The organism is Enterobacter sichuanensis (genome assembly GCF_009036245.1).
GTDB classification, from domain to species: domain Bacteria; phylum Pseudomonadota; class Gammaproteobacteria; order Enterobacterales; family Enterobacteriaceae; genus Enterobacter; species Enterobacter sichuanensis.
Genome location: NZ_CP027986.1, coordinates 1,381,703 through 1,400,177, shown reverse-complemented (window position 1 = coordinate 1,400,177; position 18,475 = coordinate 1,381,703). Strand labels below are relative to the sequence as shown.

General features: G+C 57.9%; 17 protein-coding genes. 5 read left to right on the top strand and 12 right to left on the bottom strand.

Features of this window, described 5'->3' with window-relative positions:
• The first annotated feature begins 696 nt into the window (after positions 1-696).
• Positions 697-1,419, top strand: a complete 723-nt coding sequence (locus tag C1N69_RS06605) for an ABC transporter ATP-binding protein (RefSeq protein ID WP_155030876.1) — start codon at positions 697-699, stop codon at positions 1,417-1,419.
• Here the strand turns inward: C1N69_RS06605 and bioD are convergent.
• Genes bioD through bioB form a run of 4 tightly spaced genes read right to left on the bottom strand, consistent with a single transcriptional unit; the run spans position 1,382 to position 5,009 of the window.
• A complete protein-coding gene (gene bioD / locus C1N69_RS06600; RefSeq protein ID WP_155030875.1) occupies positions 1,382-2,083 on the bottom strand; it encodes a dethiobiotin synthase in 702 nt (233 codons plus the stop codon). The two genes, C1N69_RS06605 and bioD, sit on opposite strands and share 38 nt — an antisense overlap.
• The gene (gene bioC, locus C1N69_RS06595) at positions 2,076-2,831 is read right to left on the bottom strand and encodes a malonyl-ACP O-methyltransferase BioC (RefSeq protein ID WP_155030874.1); all 756 of its coding nucleotides are present in this window, start codon (positions 2,829-2,831) and stop codon (positions 2,076-2,078) included. The genes bioD and bioC overlap by 8 nt, the downstream gene beginning before the upstream one ends.
• A complete protein-coding gene (bioF, locus tag C1N69_RS06590) occupies positions 2,815-3,972 on the bottom strand; it encodes an 8-amino-7-oxononanoate synthase (RefSeq protein ID WP_155030873.1) in 1,158 nt (385 codons plus the stop codon). Before bioF ends, bioC begins: the two co-directional genes overlap by 17 nt.
• Entirely contained in the window at positions 3,969-5,009 is a 1,041-nt protein-coding gene (gene bioB, locus C1N69_RS06585; protein ID WP_045285438.1) for a biotin synthase BioB, read from the bottom strand. The genes bioF and bioB overlap by 4 nt, the downstream gene beginning before the upstream one ends.
• A gap of 68 nt (positions 5,010-5,077) precedes the next feature.
• Here bioB and bioA point away from each other — a divergent pair, with 68 nt between their 5' ends.
• On the top strand, positions 5,078-6,385 hold the full coding sequence (gene bioA / locus C1N69_RS06580) for an adenosylmethionine--8-amino-7-oxononanoate transaminase (RefSeq protein WP_155030872.1): 1,308 nt from the start codon (positions 5,078-5,080) through the stop codon (positions 6,383-6,385).
• Positions 6,386-6,433: 48 nt separating this feature from the next.
• A complete protein-coding gene (locus C1N69_RS06575) occupies positions 6,434-6,910 on the top strand; it encodes a kinase inhibitor (protein ID WP_047958060.1) in 477 nt (158 codons plus the stop codon).
• A gap of 85 nt (positions 6,911-6,995) precedes the next feature.
• On the opposite strand, the gene hutH is transcribed toward C1N69_RS06575, so the two are convergent.
• The 5 genes from hutH to hutI form a co-directional block, all read right to left on the bottom strand.
• Positions 6,996-8,516 (bottom strand): histidine ammonia-lyase, encoded by a 1,521-nt coding sequence (gene hutH / locus C1N69_RS06570; protein ID WP_155030871.1) that lies wholly within the window; start codon positions 8,514-8,516, stop codon positions 6,996-6,998.
• Complete coding sequence (gene hutU, locus C1N69_RS06565; RefSeq protein WP_059386073.1) at positions 8,516-10,201, bottom strand: urocanate hydratase; 1,686 nt, start codon at positions 10,199-10,201, stop codon at positions 8,516-8,518. Before hutU ends, hutH begins: the two co-directional genes overlap by 1 nt.
• Before the next feature lie 127 nt (positions 10,202-10,328).
• Complete coding sequence (locus tag C1N69_RS06560) at positions 10,329-11,063, bottom strand: histidine utilization repressor (protein WP_047958057.1); 735 nt, start codon at positions 11,061-11,063, stop codon at positions 10,329-10,331.
• Positions 11,064-11,082: 19 nt separating this feature from the next.
• The gene (gene hutG, locus C1N69_RS06555) at positions 11,083-12,021 is read right to left on the bottom strand and encodes a formimidoylglutamase (protein ID WP_155030870.1); all 939 of its coding nucleotides are present in this window, start codon (positions 12,019-12,021) and stop codon (positions 11,083-11,085) included.
• The gene (hutI, locus tag C1N69_RS06550) at positions 12,018-13,241 is read right to left on the bottom strand and encodes an imidazolonepropionase (RefSeq protein ID WP_155030869.1); all 1,224 of its coding nucleotides are present in this window, start codon (positions 13,239-13,241) and stop codon (positions 12,018-12,020) included. The genes hutG and hutI overlap by 4 nt, the downstream gene beginning before the upstream one ends.
• A 224-nt stretch (positions 13,242-13,465) precedes the next feature.
• Between hutI and C1N69_RS06545 the strand changes: the two genes are divergently transcribed.
• Positions 13,466-14,749: a putative acyl-CoA thioester hydrolase gene (locus C1N69_RS06545; protein ID WP_155030868.1), complete on the top strand. Its 1,284-nt coding sequence runs from the start codon at positions 13,466-13,468 to the stop codon at positions 14,747-14,749.
• Positions 14,750-14,804: 55 nt separating this feature from the next.
• Here the strand turns inward: C1N69_RS06545 and tisB are convergent, their stop codons facing one another.
• Entirely contained in the window at positions 14,805-14,894 is a 90-nt protein-coding gene (gene tisB / locus C1N69_RS06540; RefSeq protein ID WP_095441843.1) for a type I toxin-antitoxin system toxin TisB, read from the bottom strand.
• 567 nt (positions 14,895-15,461) lie between these two features.
• Positions 15,462-16,457, bottom strand: a complete 996-nt coding sequence (gene pgl, locus C1N69_RS06535; protein ID WP_047958053.1) for a 6-phosphogluconolactonase — start codon at positions 16,455-16,457, stop codon at positions 15,462-15,464.
• A 140-nt stretch (positions 16,458-16,597) separates the two neighbouring features.
• On the opposite strand from pgl, the gene C1N69_RS06530 reads away from it, so the two are divergent.
• A complete protein-coding gene (locus C1N69_RS06530) occupies positions 16,598-17,416 on the top strand; it encodes a pyridoxal phosphatase (RefSeq protein WP_155030867.1) in 819 nt (272 codons plus the stop codon).
• On the opposite strand, the gene modC is transcribed toward C1N69_RS06530, so the two are convergent.
• Complete coding sequence (gene modC / locus C1N69_RS06525) at positions 17,417-18,475, bottom strand: molybdenum ABC transporter ATP-binding protein ModC (RefSeq protein ID WP_155030866.1); 1,059 nt, start codon at positions 18,473-18,475, stop codon at positions 17,417-17,419.

The following is an 18,475-nucleotide window of genomic DNA, read 5'->3' as shown; positions in this document are numbered from 1 at the left end:
CAGGATTGCCAGTAAAAAACACTGGATGAAAAACCAGTGGCATGTCAGGATATTTAGCATAGCGCCTGAATGATTAGCGCGATAGCGGCCAAAATTTGGACTGTGACAATATAAAACACCAGTCAGGTGAGGTTATCCCCAGAACTTTTTCTTTTTTAACATTTGTCAAGCCAGGTAATGATAGTTTTATGGCAACGGGTGACACTTTCGTGACGGGAATTGCTTTTATCTAAGCAATTAAATTATAAACGATATTTTCTAAAGCCGCGTTTCGCGTCAATTTGGGCGAAAGCCGCGTCTTCTCTCGCTTATCGCGTGTTTTCTAACTCTAATGCACATGGTTATCCACAGGAATAGTGGATAACTGCTTCCAGCCCATACAGACTGGCGCTCGGCAAATTCCCGGATTTTCCCACGAGACGGCAGGAAAAAATTTTTATAGCTATTTTTTGATGATTAACAGTTGTCTCTTTCATAACCAATCGATGAGATATAGCTCACAATTTCATCATTCTTGTTCCTGCACCACAACTCACCACCGCCGGCACCGTTGATGTGCACTCCCTCGCTTTTTTAACCTCCCTCCTGTGACATAGTCCTAAAAAAGGCGCTTTTTTAAACACTTTCCGCTTTCTGGCAGGGGTTTTGCACAATCAACATCGAGCCTCACCTACACACATTTTTAAGGAGAGAAAGATGTTGAGTCTGCGTGCAGTGAACCAGTTTTATGGAAGCCAACATACGCTATGGAACGTGGATTTAGATTTTCCGCAAGGGGTGTGTACGGGCGTCGTAGGTCTGCCCGGAATGGGGAAAACCACCCTGATGAATTGCATCGCCGGGAAAGTGCCCGTGGAAAGCGGCACCATCATCTGGCATGAAGCGGGCGCGCCGCCGCGTGATTTGCTGAGCCCGGCGCCAGAACAGCGTTCAGGGCCGGGAATTGGCTATGTCCCGCAGGACAGGCGCATCTTCTCCCAGTTAACGATTGAGGAGAATCTGCATATCGCTATGCGGGCGATGGGGAAGCCCGATCCGCAAGCGAAAAGCGAGGTGTACGATCTGTTACCCGAACTCTACCCGTTACGTCAGACCCGGGCCAACGCCCTTTCGCCAGACGACCAGTACCAGCTGGCTCTGGCCAATGCGCTGGTAAACCGTCCGCGGATGCTGATTCTCGATGAGCCGATGCATGGCGCCGGTCACGGTTTTGCGCACAGGCTGGCACAGCTGCTGGTACGCCTGAACCGCGAACTGGGCATGACGGTGCTGCTGGCTGAACAACGGCTGTCGTTTATTCGCCGGGTCGCGGAACGTTTTTGTATGCTATATCGCGGGCGTAACGTGGCCCAGGGCCACGTTAACGAACTGGACGATGAGCTTATCGCGCACTGGATGTCGCTGGAAGCAAGGCGCTGAGGTCAAGATAGCGCCCGGTTTCGGCCCGTTCGGCCTCGTCCGCAAGCCACGGGATCTCCCCGAGGAAAGGGGCAGGCAAAACGCGCTTAAGCGTCGCCAGATACTCCTGATGCCGCTTGCCCGGGGCAACCACGTCGTTGGCGATCCAGCCAGCCAGACGCAGCCCCGCCTGCGAAACGGCCTGCGCGGTCAACATCGCATGGTTAATACAGCCGAGCTTCACCCCCACCACCAGGATGACCGGGAGCTGCTCGCGCTGCACCCAGTCAGCAAACGTCTGGTCCTGCGAGAGTGGCGTAAACCAGCCGCCGGCCCCCTCCACCAGCACCCAGTCCGCCTGGCGTTCCAGCGACCGTAATCCGGCTGAAAGCACGTCAAAATCAATCGGACGGCCTTCATCGACGCTGATGATGTGCGGCGACGTCGGCTCGGCAAAGGTATACGGATTCACCGCGGAATAGGCGAGCTCAAGGGTGCTGTTCCGCTGGAGCGCCAGCGCGTCGGTATTGCGCAGACCTTCTGCGGTCATCTCGCTGCCGGAAGCGACCGGCTTATAACCGGCGGTGTTTTTTCCCAGCCGTCTCGCCGCCTGCAGCAACGCAGCGCTGGCCACCGTTTTCCCCACTTCCGTATCCGTTCCGGTGACAAAGTAGCGTTCAGTCACGTTCTATAATCCCATGAAAAAGTTGATAAGAGAGCGGGAAATCTCCCCGCTCCTTCGGCCAGGCCAGCTCCAGGCGCTGCAGCTGACCCCGGGTGAGCAGTTTTTTCTCGCGTCCGGTATGCAGATGCGTGGCGCCAATCCCTTTTAGCGAGCGCATGGCACTGAGCGCGTCGCTGAAATGGAGGGTGATGGTCTGCACCTGACCCTGATAGCGCCAGCCAGCCAGCGCCTGCGTGACCTGTTCGTGCGCTAAAAACCGGTTAGCGTGCGGCTGTTCATCTACCGCCTGCCAGGCCTGGTTGAGCTCCGGTAACGAGCTTTCCAGCAGCGTGGTAAACGCGACTCTCCCGCCCGGACGCGCCACGCGGTAAAGCTCGCTTAAGGCCTGCGGCAGGCTGCTGCACCATTGCACGGCCAGATGGCTCCAGACCAGGTCGAATTGCGCGTCTGCCAGCGGGATCGCTTCGATATCCGCCACCAGATAGTGATGCGCGGCCTGCTGCTGCCTTGCTTCTGCAAGCATGTCAGGAGAGAGGTCGATGGCCGTCACCAGGCTTCCTGTTTCGCGCCAGTAGCGGCTATTTCCGCCGGGACCGCACCCGGCGTCCAGCACCTGGCTAAAGCACGTTTCGCCGAGCAACGCCAGCAGCCCCTCTGCGCTCTGACGCTGAAGTTCATCGTGCTGTGAGTAGCTGCGCGCGGCCCGGCCAAAGGCCGCCGCAATGGCCTGTTTATTGACTGGCGACATGCAACGCCTCCAGAAGGGCATCAATATCGTCGGCTTCGTGTGCCGCGGTCAGCGTGAGGCGTAGTCGGGCGGTACCCGGCGGCACGGTGGGCGGACGGATGGCCGTGACCCACATCCCCCGCTCGCGCAGCGTATGCGCCAGCGTGAGTGCCAGGCTGTTTTCACCGACGATTACCGGCTGGATTGCGCTCTGCGAATCGGTACTCCGGAAGGGAAGCCGATCCAGACCCTGTCGAAAACGCCGGATGTGTTCCGCCAGACGAGCCCGACGTTCACGGCCTTCGGCGCTACGAATCACCCGCACAGACGCAGACAGCGCCACCGCCTGCGCGGGGGGCATACTGGTGCTGTAGATCAGATGCCGCGCAAACTGCAGCAGATAGTCCGCGACGGACTCGCTGCACAGCACAGCCGCCCCGCTCACGCCAAAACCTTTGCCGAAGGTGACAATCAGCAGTTCCGGCTTCACCTGCTGCTGATGCGCGCTACCGTGACCCTCGTCGCCCATCACGCCAATGCCGTGGGCATCATCCACCAGCAGCCAGGCGTTTTGCCGTTTTGCCGCGTCATGCAGCGCGGCAAGCGGCGCGCTGTCGCCATCCATGCTGAACACCCCTTCCGTGACCACCAGCTGTTGCCCGTCACAGGGTTTATCCAGCAGCGCAGCGAGTTGTCCCGCGTCGTTATGCGCAAAGCGGCGCAGTTGCGCCGGGCTTAAATTCGCCGCCTCCAGCAGGGAGGCATGGCTTAAGCGGTCGGCGACAATGCGGTCATTTTTCCCCATCAGCGCGGTAATGACCGCCTGATTGGCCGCGAAACCCGAGATAAACAGCAGCGCGCGCGGGTAGCCCAGCCAGTCGGCAAGCGTCTCCTCCAGCGCCTGGTGCGCGGTGGTGTATCCGCTGACGTGTCCGGACCCGCCGCTGCCTACGCCATACTGCGCCGCGCCCTGCTGCCAGGCGCGGATGATAGCCGGATGCTGGCTCAGCCCAAGATAATCGTTGCTGGAGAAGTTACAAAACTGCCGGTTCTCACGGGTCAGAAAACGGCCTGCGCCGTTTTCGACAACCCTGCGTACGCGAAACGCATCTGCCGCCCGCCGCTCGTCTAGCGCAGAATGGATACGTGCCTCCCAGGTCATACCGCTGCCGCGTTGTAGAACTGATCGGTGTCGGCATTAAAAATCTGCTGCTCCAGCTGCTGCTGTTGCTCGTTATCCCCTGCCAGCACCTCGGTCTGGTGCGGGTTCAGCCCCAGCTTGCGGAACAGCTGAACGTCTTTGTCCTCTTCCGGGTTCGGCGTGGTCAGCAGCTTGCAGCCGTAGAAGATGGAGTTGGCCCCGGCCATAAAGCACATTGCCTGGGTCTGCTCGTTCATCTGCTCACGACCGGCAGAGAGGCGCACATAAGAGGTCGGCATCATGATGCGCGCTACCGCGATGGTGCGGATAAAATCAAACGCATCCACATCCTCGTTATCCGCCAGCGGCGTGCCTTTCACCTTCACCAGCATGTTGATCGGCACGCTTTCCGGTGGCGTCGGCAGATTCGCCAGCTGCAGCAGCAGACCGGCGCGATCTTTCACCGTCTCACCCAGACCCACGATACCGCCCGAGCACACTTTGATCCCCGCTTCACGCACTTTATCGAGCGTGTCCAGACGCTCCTGATAGGTACGGGTGGTGATGATATTGCCGTAAAACTCCGGCGAGGTGTCGAGGTTGTGGTTGTAGTAGTCCAGCCCGGCCGCCGAGAGGCGCTGCGCCTGCTCTTCGTTCAGCGTGCCCAGCGTCATACAGGCTTCGAGACCCATCTCTTTCACGCCCTTCACCATCTGCTCCAGATACGGCATGTCGCGGTCGTGCGGGTTCTTCCACGCCGCGCCCATGCAGAAACGGGTCGACCCGGCGTTTTTCGCCTTACGGGCGGAGTCGAGCACCTGCTCGACCTCCATCAGCCGTTCGGATTCAAGGCCCGTTTTATAGCGTGCGCTCTGCGGGCAATATTTGCAGTCTTCCGGGCAGGCGCCGGTCTTGATGGACAGCAGCGTGCTGACCTGAACATGGCGCGGATCGAAGTGCTGACGATGCACCTGTTGGGCTTCGAACATTAGCTCAAGGAAAGGTTTGTTGAATAATTCAGTGACTTGCGACATCGTCCAGCGTGCGTGGTGAGCCATGGGGCTTCTCCAAAGGGTTTTGTTAATTTTCGGTTCGGTTTATACTCGTAAACCTAAAACTTTTCAAAATGGTTTACAAGTCGATTATGACCCAGGACGATCTCACCTTCGACACGCAGCATATCTGGCACCCTTACACCTCGATGACCCGCCCGCTACCCGTCTATCCGGTCGCCTCTGCCCACGGCTGCAAGCTGCATCTCGCCAGCGGCGAGCAGCTGATTGACGGAATGTCCTCCTGGTGGGCGGCCATTCATGGGTATAACCACCCGCGCCTGAATGCGGCGATGAAAGCGCAGATTGACCAGATGTCGCACGTGATGTTTGGCGGGATCACCCATCAGCCTGCGGTGGATTTATGTCGTCGGCTGGTGGCGATGACGCCTGACGCGCTGGAGTGCGTGTTCCTTGCTGATTCCGGCTCCGTGGCCGTGGAAGTGGCGATGAAAATGGCGCTGCAGTACTGGCATGCCAGAGGGGAGTCCCGTCAGCGGTTCCTCACCTTCCGCAACGGCTATCACGGGGATACCTTCGGGGCGATGTCGGTCTGCGATCCGGATAACTCCATGCACAGCCTGTGGAAAGGGTATCTGCCGGAAAACCTGTTTGCCCCGGCCCCGCAGAGCCGTTTTGACGGCGAGTGGAACGAGATGGACATGGTCGGCTTTGCGCGGCTGATGGCCGCCCACCGCCAGGAGATTGCCGCCGTTATTCTGGAGCCCGTTGTCCAGGGTGCAGGTGGAATGCGGATGTACCACCCGGAATGGCTGAAGCGTATTCGCAGGATGTGCGACCGCGAGGGCATTTTGCTGATTGCCGATGAGATCGCCACCGGTTTTGGCCGCACGGGCAAGCTGTTTGCCTGCGAACATGCGGGTATCACCCCGGATATTCTGTGTCTGGGTAAAGCGCTCACCGGCGGCACGATGACGCTCTCCGCCACGCTCACGACCCGCCAGGTCGCCGACACCATCAGCGACGGCGACGCGGGCTGCTTTATGCATGGCCCGACGTTTATGGGCAACCCGCTGGCCTGCGCGGTAGCGAGTGAAAGCCTGGCGATTCTGGAGAGCGGTGAGTGGCAAACGCAGGTGGCGGCGATCGAAGCGCAGCTGAAAGAAGAGCTGAGCGCCGCCTCGGGAGCGAATTTCGTAGCGGACGTGCGCGTGCTGGGGGCCATCGGGGTGATTGAGACTACCCATCCGGTGAACATGGCGGCGCTGCAGCGCTTCTTCGTGGATCAGGGCGTTTGGGTGCGCCCCTTCGGCAAACTTATCTACCTGATGCCGCCGTATATCATTACGCAGGAGCAGTTGCGTAAATTAACTGCCGCGGTCGTTACAGCCGTTAACAATCCCGCGCATTTCACGATTTAACCCCATGCGTTACACTTTCTGAACGAGTGAATCACGAGGGTAAACCGTATGAAAATCATCAGTAAAGATCTGCGCGACGGTGAAAAGCTGCCGGAGCGTCACGTATTCAACGGCATGGGGTATCAGGGAGACAATATCTCCCCGCACCTGGCGTGGGATGATGTTCCGGCGGGCACCAAAAGTTTTGTCGTCACCTGTTACGATCCGGATGCCCCCACCGGCTCGGGCTGGTGGCACTGGATTGTGGCGAACCTGCCTGCCGATACGCGGGTCCTGCCGCAGGGTTCCGGCTCTGACCTGGTTGCGCTGCCTGAAGGCGCCATTCAGACCCGCACCGATTTTGGCAAAGCAGGTTACGGCGGCGCGGCGCCACCAAAAGGGGAAACCCACCGCTATATCTTTACGGTACACGCGCTGGATGTGGAGAAGATAGACGTGGATGAAGGGGCGAGCGGCGCAATGGTAGGGTTTAACGTGCATTTCCATACGCTGGGGAGCGCGTCGATTACGGCGATGTATTCGTAAAAAAAGCCGGGTGGCGGCTACGCCTTACCCGGCCTGGATTTCGTACCCGTAGGCCCGGTAAGCGCAGCGCCACCGGGCAAAAAAATCACAGCACCGGCGGCAACAACCCTACCAGACGCCCTTCCTCCAGAAGCTGCATCGCCTTATCAATATCCGGCGCAAAGAAGCGGTCATCATCGTAATGGGATACGTGCTCGCGCAACGTCTGGCGCGCCTGCTCCAGCAGCGGGCTGGATTTCAGGCCTTCACGCAGGTCGATACCCTGACATGCCGCCAGCCATTCCACCGCCAGCACGCCACGGGTGTTGGACGCCATCTCCCACAGACGACGTCCGGCTGCAGGGGCCATGGAGACATGGTCTTCCTGGTTTGCGGAGGTAGGCAGACTGTCCACGCTGTGCGGGTGAGACAGGGCTTTGTTCTCGCTTGCCAGCGCCGCGGCGGTCACCTGGGCAATCATAAAGCCCGAGTTGACGCCGCCGTTACGCACCAGGAACGGTGGCAGCTGGGACATGTGTTTATCCATCATCAGCGCAATGCGGCGCTCGGACAACGCGCCGACTTCGGCAATCGCCAGCGCGATATTATCCGCCGCCATCGCTACCGGCTCAGCGTGGAAGTTACCGCCGGAGACCACCTCGTTTTCCTGGGCGAATACCAGCGGGTTATCGGACACCGCGTTGGCTTCCACCAGCAGCACCTCTGCGGCCTGACGCAGCTGCGTCAGGCAGGCCCCCATCACCTGCGGCTGACAGCGCAGTGAATACGGATCCTGCACTTTTTCACAGTTGTGGTGCGAATCCGCAATCTCACTGGTGTCGGTAAGCAGGTGACGGTACAGGCTGGCCGCGTCAATCTGCCCGCGCTGACCGCGTACGTCATGGATGCGCGCGTCGAACGGACGACGCGAGCCCAGCACAGCTTCGGTGGTCAGCGCGCCGCACACAACGGCTGAGGCAAAGAGATCTTCCGCTTCAAACAGGCCGCGCAGCGCGAATGCCGTCGATGCCTGCGTGCCGTTCAGCAGCGCCAGCCCCTCTTTGGCCGCGAGCGTAATCGGGGTGAGTCCCGCTTTTTTCAGCGCCTCTTTCGCCGGGAGCCACTTGCCCTGCCAGCGCGCCTGGCCTTCACCCAGCAGCAGCAGCGACATGTGCGCCAGCGGCGCGAGGTCACCGGATGCACCAACGGAACCTTTCGCCGGGATCCACGGGTAGACCTCGGCATTGACCAGCGCCATCAGCGCCTGGATCACGCTCAGTCGAATGCCGGAGAAGCCGCGCGCCAGGCTGTTGATTTTGAGCACCATCATCAGACGGACAATCTCATCATCCAGCGGCTGGCCAACGCCCGCCGCATGAGACAGCACCAGCGAGCGCTGTAAGTTTTCCAGATCGTGTGTCGCGATGCGGGTCTGCGCCAGCAGCCCAAAGCCGGTGTTAATCCCGTAGGCGGTGCGCCCTTCGGCCACAATGGCTTCGACGCAGGCGACGCTGTCGTTGATGGCGGCATGGGCGCTTTCATCCAGCGAAAGGGTGACCGGTTGACGCCAGACGCTACGCAGCTGCTTGAGGGTCAGTGAGCCGGGTGTGAGTGTTAACGCGTTCATTAATGCTTTCCTTGTGTGGCAGGGATCATCGGCAGGTTGAGTCCCTGCTCTTTGGCACAGTCAATCGCAATGTCGTAACCCGCATCGGCATGACGCATCACGCCGGTTGCCGGGTCGTTGTGCAGCACGCGAGCGATACGCGCGGCGGCTTCATCGGTTCCGTCACAGACGATGACCATCCCGGAATGCTGGGAGAAGCCCATCCCCACGCCACCACCGTGGTGCAGCGAAACCCAGGTCGCGCCGCTGGCGGTGTTCAACAGGGCGTTCAGCAGTGGCCAGTCGGAAACCGCGTCAGAGCCGTCGCGCATGGCTTCGGTTTCACGGTTCGGGCTGGCGACAGAGCCGGAGTCCAGATGGTCGCGGCCGATAACAATCGGTGCGGAGACTTCGCCGCTGCGTACCATTTCGTTAAAGGCCAGCCCCAGCTTTTGCCGCCACGCCAGCCCTACCCAGCAGATACGCGCCGGTAAGCCCTGGAAGTTAATGCGCTCGCGGGCCATATCCAGCCAGTGGTGCAGGTGTTCGTCATCAGCGACGATCTCCTTCACTTTGGCATCGGTCTTGTAGATATCTTCCGGATCGCCGGACAGGGCAACCCAGCGGAACGGACCGATACCGCGGCAGAACAGCGGGCGGATATACGCAGGGACAAAGCCCGGGAAGTCAAAGGCGTTATTCACGCCCATCTCTTTCGCCATCTGGCGGATGTTGTTGCCGTAATCGAAGGTTGGAATGCCCATCTGGCTGAAGGCCAGCATGGCGGAGACGTGTTCTGCCATGGAACGTTTCGCGGCCAGTACCGTGCCTTCCGGGTCGGTTTCCGCTTTTTGCTGATAGGCTTCCCACGTCCAGCCTTTTGGCAGGTAACCGTGCAAAGGATCGTGGGCGCTGGTCTGGTCGGTCACGAGATCCGGGCGCACGCCGCGGGCGACGAGTTCAGGAAGGATCTCCGCCGCGTTGCCGCACAGGGCAATCGAGACTGCTTTACCTTCGGCGGTGTATTTTTTGATACGCGCCAGCGCATCGTCCAGGCTGGTCGCCTGCTCGTCGACGTAACGGGTACGAAGACGGAAATCAATGCGGCTCTGCTGGCACTCAATGTTCAGCGAGCAGGCACCGGCAAGCGTGGCGGCCAGCGGCTGCGCGCCGCCCATGCCGCCGAGACCCGCGGTCAGTACCCAGCGGCCTTTCAGCGAGCCGTTGTAGTGCTGGCGACCGGCTTCCACGAAGGTTTCGTAGGTGCCCTGCACAATCCCCTGACTGCCGATGTAGATCCAGCTTCCCGCGGTCATCTGGCCATACATCGCCAGCCCTTTGGCGTCGAGTTCGTTGAAATGTTCCCAGGTGGCCCAGTGCGGCACGAGGTTGGAGTTGGCGATCAGTACGCGCGGCGCGTTTTTGTGGGTTTTGAACACCCCCACCGGCTTGCCGGATTGCACCAGCAGGGTTTCGTCATGTTCGAGTTCAGTCAGGGACTTTACAATTGCGTCATAGCATTCCCAGTTGCGCGCGGCGCGGCCAATGCCGCCGTAGACCACCAGCTCGTGGGGGTTTTCCGCCACCTCAGGATCAAGGTTATTCATCAACATGCGCAGCGGGGCTTCGGTGAGCCAGCTTTTGGCGGTAAGGGTGGTGCCGCGCGCGGCGCGGACATCCTGCTGGCGGTATTTACCTGACGACATTGTGTGCTCCTCATACGGGACAGATGATGCATTTAGATATACTTGTATAGACAAGCACACACAAGGTCGGTTTTAACAAAAAAGATACAATTTTGTTATATTGCGTTAGCTATCACGCTTTTAAAACTTATGACATAAAGTGACCCTGCAGCCGGTAGCGATTCCCCGGGAATAGCAGCCGGGCATGCGACACAATATGTGACGATGACCAGGTTCGGCGGCGGATCAGCAGGCACGGATCGTGTTCTTTAATACGCAGACGTTCGCACTCCTGCGGCGTGGCGCGCACGGCTTCCACAATGTGCTCCCCTTCCGTCAGCGGGGCGACCAGCGAAAGATAGGCGTGCGGCGTGGTTTGGGTGTAATCCTGGTCCAGATACTCCGGTATCCGTTCGGCGTTGACGCAGCGATCTTCAATCTGCACCGGAATGTCGTTTTCAAAATGCACCATCACGGAGTGGAAGATGCGGCTTCCCTCCCTGACGTTAAGCTCTGCGGCCTGCTCGGCGCTGGCCTGCGTCTCTTCCAGCACCAGCACTTCACAGCGGTGCTGATGATTACGCGCGGCAATCTCGTCCGCAATACTGCGGATTTCAAACAGGGCAGATTGTCCTTTCGGTTCCGCCACAAACGTCCCGACCCCCTGCAGACGCACCAGAAGCCCTTCGTCGGTCAGTTCGCGCAACGCCCGGTTGATGGTCATCCGGCTAAAACCAAACTGTGCTACCAGATCGGCCTCCGACGGAATGCGATCGTGCGGCCGCCAGACGCCGGTGGCGATTTTCTCGCTAATCGCCTGCTTTACCTTTTCGTAGAAAGGTGCGGGAGGGCTCGACTGCGGCAGCGGTGAGCGTGAAAACATCATGACTCCTTAAATGCTGTTATGCCCACCAGTGAGCAATTTGCCAGGCCAGACGGGCGGCAAGCTTTGCCCCCTGTCCGTCCCGATCGTAGTGCGGGTTAAACTCTACCAGATCGGCGGCCTGAAGCTTACCGCTACGGCAGATATGTTCGATAACAGGCAGGAGATCCAGAGCCGGTATGCCTAACGCAGCCGGTGCGGAAACGGCAGGCATTTCGCCTGCGGGCAGGACATCCAAATCGATTGTCAGGTAGATACGATCGGCCTGCGCCAGCAGCTTTTCCAGGGCAGATAACGCATCGCGTCTGAAATGCAGATCTTCCACCAGCGTGACGTTCAGACGTTCAGCCTCATCCCACAGCGCCTGCGTGTTCGCCGCCCGGCTTACGCCTAAACAGGCGTAGCGAAATTTCCGCCCGCGTTCATCGCAATAGCGCGCCAGCTGGCGAAACGGCGTGCCGGACGTCGCACGGTCGGCCTTGCGCAGGTCAAGGTGGGCGTCAAGATTTATAACCGCCACGCGCTCGTCTGGGAAAGCATCCAGAATGCCCCGGCCATGCGCCCAGGCGGTCTCGTGCCCGCCGCCAAAGACCAGCGTTCGCATTCCGGACTGCTGGCAGGCGGTGACGGCATCGCTTAACGCCTGCTGCGCCGCTTCCAGCTCGTCTCCTTCCACACAGACCGAGCCCATATCCGCCAGCCGCTCGTGTCCCTGATGGCTCGCCATATTCGCCAGCGCCTTACGCAGGATATCCGGTGCCTGTCCGGCGCCGGGCCGGCCCTGATTGCGTTTCACCCCCTCATCACATTCAAAGCCTATCAGCGCAATGCCCTCTGGCAATGGGGTAAACGTTGCCTGCTGTTGTATGGTCTGAAAAATACGCGTTGCATTGCTGGCCTCGGCGCTGTCGTCACGCCCCTGCCAGACCGATTCTGCAACGGGCCGCCATAACCTCATACTGCCTCCCCACGGAAAATACGTTGATACAGCGGATTGCGTCCCGGCTCGTAGACCATCTCTACCGGATGATGAGCATCCCAGACGATAAAATCAGCGACAAAACCTGCCCGTAGCTGTCCGTGGGTTTTACCGCGGCCCAGCGCCTGCGCGGCGTGGCGCGTCACGCCAGCCCAGGCTTCTTCAGGCGTCAGGCCAAACTGTACGCAGGCCATGTTCATCGCCAGGTGCAGGCTGGCAAACGGGCTCGTCCCAGGGTTATAGTCGGTGGCGACAGCCATCGGCACACCCTGTTTTCTGAGCTGTTCCACCGGCGGACGCTGGCGCTCCTGAAGAAAATAGAATGCGCCGGGCAGCAGAACCGCCACCGTACCGCTTTGCGCCATCGCCTGAACGCCTGCATCATCCAGGTATTCGATATGATCGGCCGACAGCCCGTTAAATCGACTAACCAGCGCCGCACCGCCCAGGTTTGAAAGCTGTTCCACATGCCCTTTTACCGAGATACCGAGCGCAGTCGCCGCCTGGAAGAGGCGCTCGGTTTGCGACGGCGTAAAGCCGACGTTTTCACAAAACACGTCCACCGCTTCAAACAGCTCTTTTTGCCACAGCGCGGGCATGATCTGCTCGCAGACCAGCGCAAGGTATGCATCCGGATCGTGTTTGTATTCCGTCGGAACCGCATGCGCGGCCAGCAGCGTTGGGCTGATATCAATCGGGTTATTCAGGCTCAGCTGGCGTGCCACCTGCAGCATCTTCTCTTCGGCATCGGCGTTTAGGCCATATCCGGACTTGATTTCAAGGGTGGTGACACCTTCGTTCATCAGACGCTGAAGCCGCTGCTGCGCCAGCTTAAGCAGCGTTTCGGGTGAGCTGTTGCGCGTCGCCGTCACGGTAGCGTTAATTCCGCCGCCCTGCGCGCTGATGGTTTGATAAGAGACGCCATTCAGCCGCTGCTCCCACTCCGCCGCGCGATCGCCGCCAAACACCATGTGGGTATGGCAGTCAATCAGGCCTGGCGTCACCAGACGCCCCTGAAGATCGACGCAGTGACCGTGTCCATAAGGAATGTCAGATTCAGGAATCACGGCAAGGATGGTGTGGCCGCGCACGACCAGGGCGTGTTGCTCTTTCAGTCCATATGGCGCGGCAATATCCGGCGCCATTGTCGCCAGTCGCGCATTTCGCCATATTACATCGTCAGGAAGGATCTGCTGCATGGGCATTCCACTTGTCATGGGTTGTATAGACATTTATTTTCATCTGCCGTCTGCTGTCAACCGTAATAAGGGAAAATGTTATTTATTTGTGACGACTTTCCCGCCCCCTGCGGGCGAAAAATGCAACTTTTACCCTTTTTATCTTCCCGTTTCGCTCAACTTAGTATAAAAAAGCAGGCTATTTCGTCTATCCCGTAAAGACTTGCATACCCAGGAGCTTCACCTTGAACATTTCCAGGATTTCCCGTCTGGCGTTAGCACTCGCCTTTGGCGTGACCTTATCCGCATGCAGTTCAACACCACCGGACCAGCGACCGTCTGAGCAGGTCGCCCCCGGCACCGCATCCCGCCCGATTTTGTCCGCGGATGAAGCGAAGAACTTCGATCGTGCGCACTACTTCTCGGCGATGGATCCTAACGCTGCGCCGTGGACCCCGTCTTCTATTAACCTGCCGAAACAGCCAGATTTCGTGGTTGGCCCGGCAGGTGCGCAGGGCGTAACGCATACCTCTATTCAGGCTGCGGTGGATGCTGCCATCACTAAACACAGCGCGTCTCGCCAGTACATTGCTATCCTGCCAGGTGAATACGAAGGCACCGTCTATGTTCCGGCGGCGCCAGGCAGCATTACCCTGTACGGTCTGGGCGAAAAAGCGAACGATGTTAAAATTGGCCTGGCGATTGATTCCGAAATCGACAGCAACGCCTGGCGTCATCTGGTCAACCCGGCTGGCAAATATATGCCGGGCAAACCGGCGTGGTATATGTTTGATAACTGCCAGAGCAAGCGTTCCGCCACCGTTGGCGTGATGTGCTCAGCGGTATTCTGGTCTCAGAATAACGGTCTGCAACTGCAAAACCTGACCATTCAGAATACCCTGGGTGACAGTGTTGATGCCGGTACCCACCAGGCCGTTGCGCTGCGTAGCGATGGCGATAAAGTCCAGATCAACAACGTCAACATTCTCGGCCGTCAGAACACCTTCTTCGTGACCAACAGCGGCGTGCAGAACACCCTGCAGAATAACCGACTGACCCGTACGCTGGTGACCAACAGCTACGTTGAAGGTGACGTGGATCTGGTTTCCGGTCGTGGTGCAGTGGTGTTTGATAACACGGACTTCCGCGTGGTGAACTCGCGTACCCAGCAGGAAGGCTATGTGTTTGCGCCAGCCACCCAGTCTAACCTGTTCTACGGTTTCCTTGCTGTGAACAGCCGCTTTAACGCTGCCGGTGACGGCGTGGCGCAACTGGGTCGCTCCCTGGATGTGGACTCTGCGACCAACGGCCAGGTGGTGATCCGCGACAGCGTGATCAACGAAGGCTTCAATATGGCGAAGCCATGGGCCGATGCCGCGATTTCCAAACGTCCGTTCTCCGGCAATACCGGTACGGTGGATGATAAAGGGAACGTGCAGCGTAACCTGAACGACGCTAACTTCAACCGCATGTGGGAATACAACAACCGCGGTCTGGGTAGCAACGTGGTGGCTGAGCCGAAGCAGTAATAAGATGAGAGTAAAAGGGGGAGTTCAATCCCCCTTTTTACTGCGACTGAATGCGTCAGGCTCCAAACTTAAGATACGCATCCAATAGTTGCATAATCGCAACCATGAGTTGCAGGAACAGAATTGTCCATTCCACACCGCTCATACGCCACTCCTTTGGTATTACCCGTCATACTTCAAGTTGCAGGTGCGTTGGCTACACTCGTTCACCCCAGTCACGTACTTATGTACGCTCCTGGGGATTCACTCCTTTGCCGCCTTCCTGCAACTCGAATTATTTAGGGTATAGAGCACTTCTCCTCTGGTTTACCTTTCCGCTGCCTGTCACCAGAAGTGTGTTGGTTATGTTTTGATGTGCTCAGCAGTTTAGGCACTGTCGGCACCACCCGACAGCCAGGACTTAAAAAGGACCCTGAAGTGCGGAACTGCAACACATCAAACCAACGGACAGAATGATATCAGACCATAACTGTACATAAAAACAGTTGTGAGAAGTTTAGGAATTTATAAAGAGAAATCATATAACAAACTGATTCTATTGAAGATAAATAGTGAGCATCACTTCATAATTCCTTTTATTCGTTGATGATGAATTTACATCATGCTAAGCCAATATTATGATGGTCGCGTTGGTTACGTTTTGATGTGCTCACCCGGCAACCACCGGGCATAAAAAAACCTCGCATTCGCGAGGTTTTTTGTTTTAAGCCGCTTAATGAGCGTTTACCACCACCCACATCGGCCCCTGGCCGACGGCATAGCGCCCTTTCTCTTCCAGCAGGCCCTGCTCGCCTTTAATTTCGTACAGCGCGATGTGGTGGGATTTCTGCCCCGCCGCAATCAGGAACTTACCGCTGTGATCGATATTAAAGCCGCGCGGCTGGGTTTCCGTTGGCTGGAACCCTTCAATGGCCAGCACGCTGCCGTCCTCGGAGACGCTGAAAACGGTAATCAGGCTGGAGGTACGGTCACAGGCGTACAGATGACGACCATCTGGCGTGATGTGAATATCCGCCGCCCAGCGGGTGTCGGAGAAGTCAGACGGCATCATATCCAGCGTCTGCACACACTCAATCTGGCCGTTAGGATCTTTTAGTTCCCATACGTCCACAGAGCTGTTCAGCTCGTTCACCACGTAGGCATACTGCTGGTTCGGATGGAAGACCATATGACGCGGGCCCGCGCCTTCAACGGTAGTGACTTCCGCCGGATTCTGCGCCACCAGGTGACCATCGTCGCTGAGGGTGAACAGACAGATACGATCCTGCTTGAGCGCAGGCACCCACAGCGTGCGGTTATCCGGAGAGATATTCGCCGAGTGGCAACCTTCCAGCCCTTCCACCACATCCACGGTTTCAACCGGGATGCCCTCTTCCAGACGCGTTACGCTAACACAGCCGGCGTTATACGAGCCGCTGAAGACAAAGTTGCCTTTACGATCGGTAGAAATGTGGGTTGGGCTGCCCGGCAATGGCGCTTCGGCAGTGTAAGTCAGCGCGCCGTCGTCCGGAGAAATGCGATAGGCCAGCACGCGAAACTCCGGGCGCACACCCACGTACAAGAAACGTTTATCCGGGCTGATGACCATCGGCTGTACCTGGCCTGGCACATCAACAACCTGAACCAGCGTGAGTGTCCCTTCGGTATTTAAGCGCCAGACGTGGATCTGCTGGCTTTCAGGACTGGCGGTATAAACGGTTTGTTTCATGAATATTCACTCCTCACTGCGCATGAAAGTAGTTAACTTTTGACGGTGAATGCTGAATTGTCGACAGGAATTTTGAAGCCTTCGCCTCTCGGTGTACCATCCCATCAAAACGTAAATTCAATATTAACCCGGGAAAACAGATGACCTCGCGTGTGATTGCTCTGGATTTAGACGGTACCTTACTGACGCCGCAAAAAACCCTTCTCCCCTCTTCTCTGGAAGCGCTTAAACGCGCGCAGGAAGCGGGATATCAACTCCTTATCGTAACGGGTCGACATCACGTTGCCATTCACCCTTTTTATCAGGCACTGGCGTTAGATACACCTGCAATTTGCTGTAATGGCACTTATTTGTATGATTATCAGGCAAAAAAGGTTTTAGCATCCGACCCGCTGCCGGTATCCCAGGCGCTGCAGTTGATTGATCTGCTTGATGAGCATGACGTTCACGGCCTGATGTATGTGGACAGCGCAATGGTCTATGAGCGTCCAACCGGCCATGTGGTGCGCACCAGCAACTGGGCGTTGTCTCTGCCTGAAGCCCAGCGTCCGGTCTTTACTCAGGTTTCCTCCCTGCGTCAGGCCGCTCAGGATGTTGAGGCGATCTGGAAATTCGCCCTGACGGATGAAGATACCACCAAACTAAATAGCTTCGCGAAACACGTGGAACAGACGCTGGGTCTGGAGTGCGAATGGTCCTGGCACGATCAGGTGGATATAGCCCGCAAGGGCAACAGCAAAGGCAAGCGTCTGACGCAGTACGTGGAGTCCCAGGGCGGGTCGATGCAGGACGTGATTGCCTTTGGCGATAACTACAACGACATCAGCATGCTGGAAGCCGCCGGTACGGGCGTGGCGATGGGCAATGCCGATGATGCCGTGAAGGCGCGTGCCAACGTGGTGATTGGTGATAACACCTCCGACAGCATCGCGCAGTACATTTATACCCACCTGCTGTAATCAGGTAGTGATTGAGACGCTCTTGATTTGCGCGTAAAGCCACAGGCCGGGTTTGATCCCTAACTCATCCCTGGCCCAGGGGCTGATGCGCGCCCAGAGCGTTCTGCTCCCCACCTCCAGCTTCACTTCCACCTGGCCGTTGTCATCAAAACACTCTGCCACTTTGGCACGCAGAATATTTCGAATACTGGTCTGCAGCGGGGGTTGTAAAACCAGCGAGACATCCGAGGCCTGAATGCGGATCCGCAGGACTGACTGCAGCGGTTTATCGATCCGGTTAACCCACAGATGCTGATCGCCCAATGCCAGCGCCGTCATCGCGTAGTGCGGATGGTGTTCCAGAACGCTCACTTTCAGAATGCTGCTCTGCTGCTCTTTGGGTAGCCAGGGATGCATTACGCTGCTGCCCCAGACCTCTTCCAGTTTGCCGAAGGCCTTCACGCTGCCCTCTTCCAGCACCAGCACGTTATCGGCCAGATGCAGGATCTCATCCAGCGAATGGCTGACGTAGAGCATCGGGATGTTGATTTCACGCGTCAGGCGCTGCAGATAAGGCAGGAGCTCACGTTTACGCGGAATATCCAGCGAGGCCAGCGGTTCGTCAAGCAGCAGCAATTCGGGTGCGGTCAGCAACGCGCGGCCAATCGCCACGCGCTGTTTCTCTCCGCCGGAAAGCGAAGAAGGCAGTCTGTCGAGCAGCGGTTCAATACCTAACAGCGTGACCAGTTTATCAAACTGCGGAGCCATGCTTTTCGCCATACCGTAACGCAGGTTGCCGCGCACGCTGTAGTGCGGGAATAAGCGTGCATCCTGGAAAACATAGCCAATACGACGTTTATCAGGCGACAGATATACCTTATTTTCCACGTCATTTAAGACGCGGTTATTCAATACAATCCGTCCTGACTGCGGACGGGTCAGGCCGCTTATCGCATTGATCAATGACGTTTTGCCCGCCCCTGAGACGCCAAAAATGGCGGTGATACCGCTTGCAGGCAGCGTCTCGTTAAGCGTCAGGGTATGGTTTCCCAGCGTCTGGGTGAAATAAAGCTCAAGCAT

Coding starts and splice junctions, on each gene's coding strand:
- hutH (WP_155030871.1), bottom strand. CDS start 8,516: ATGAACGCGTTAACACTCACACCCGGCTCACTGACCCTCAAGCAGCTG.
- bioB (WP_045285438.1), bottom strand. CDS start 5,009: ATGGCTCACCACGCACGCTGGACGATGTCGCAAGTCACTGAATTATTC.
- bioF (WP_155030873.1), bottom strand. CDS start 3,972: ATGACCTGGGAGGCACGTATCCATTCTGCGCTAGACGAGCGGCGGGCG.
- pgl (WP_047958053.1), bottom strand. CDS start 16,457: ATGAAACAAACCGTTTATACCGCCAGTCCTGAAAGCCAGCAGATCCAC.
- hutG (WP_155030870.1), bottom strand. CDS start 12,021: ATGAGGTTATGGCGGCCCGTTGCAGAATCGGTCTGGCAGGGGCGTGAC.
- bioA (WP_155030872.1), top strand. CDS start 5,078: ATGGTTTACAAGTCGATTATGACCCAGGACGATCTCACCTTCGACACG.
- C1N69_RS06560 (WP_047958057.1), bottom strand. CDS start 11,063: ATGTTTTCACGCTCACCGCTGCCGCAGTCGAGCCCTCCCGCACCTTTC.
- C1N69_RS06605 (WP_155030876.1), top strand. CDS start 697: ATGTTGAGTCTGCGTGCAGTGAACCAGTTTTATGGAAGCCAACATACG.
- hutU (WP_059386073.1), bottom strand. CDS start 10,201: ATGTCGTCAGGTAAATACCGCCAGCAGGATGTCCGCGCCGCGCGCGGC.
- tisB (WP_095441843.1), bottom strand. CDS start 14,894: ATGAGCGGTGTGGAATGGACAATTCTGTTCCTGCAACTCATGGTTGCG.
- bioC (WP_155030874.1), bottom strand. CDS start 2,831: ATGTCGCCAGTCAATAAACAGGCCATTGCGGCGGCCTTTGGCCGGGCC.
- modC (WP_155030866.1), bottom strand. CDS start 18,475: ATGCTTGAGCTTTATTTCACCCAGACGCTGGGAAACCATACCCTGACG.
- C1N69_RS06575 (WP_047958060.1), top strand. CDS start 6,434: ATGAAAATCATCAGTAAAGATCTGCGCGACGGTGAAAAGCTGCCGGAG.
- C1N69_RS06530 (WP_155030867.1), top strand. CDS start 16,598: ATGACCTCGCGTGTGATTGCTCTGGATTTAGACGGTACCTTACTGACG.
- hutI (WP_155030869.1), bottom strand. CDS start 13,241: ATGCAGCAGATCCTTCCTGACGATGTAATATGGCGAAATGCGCGACTG.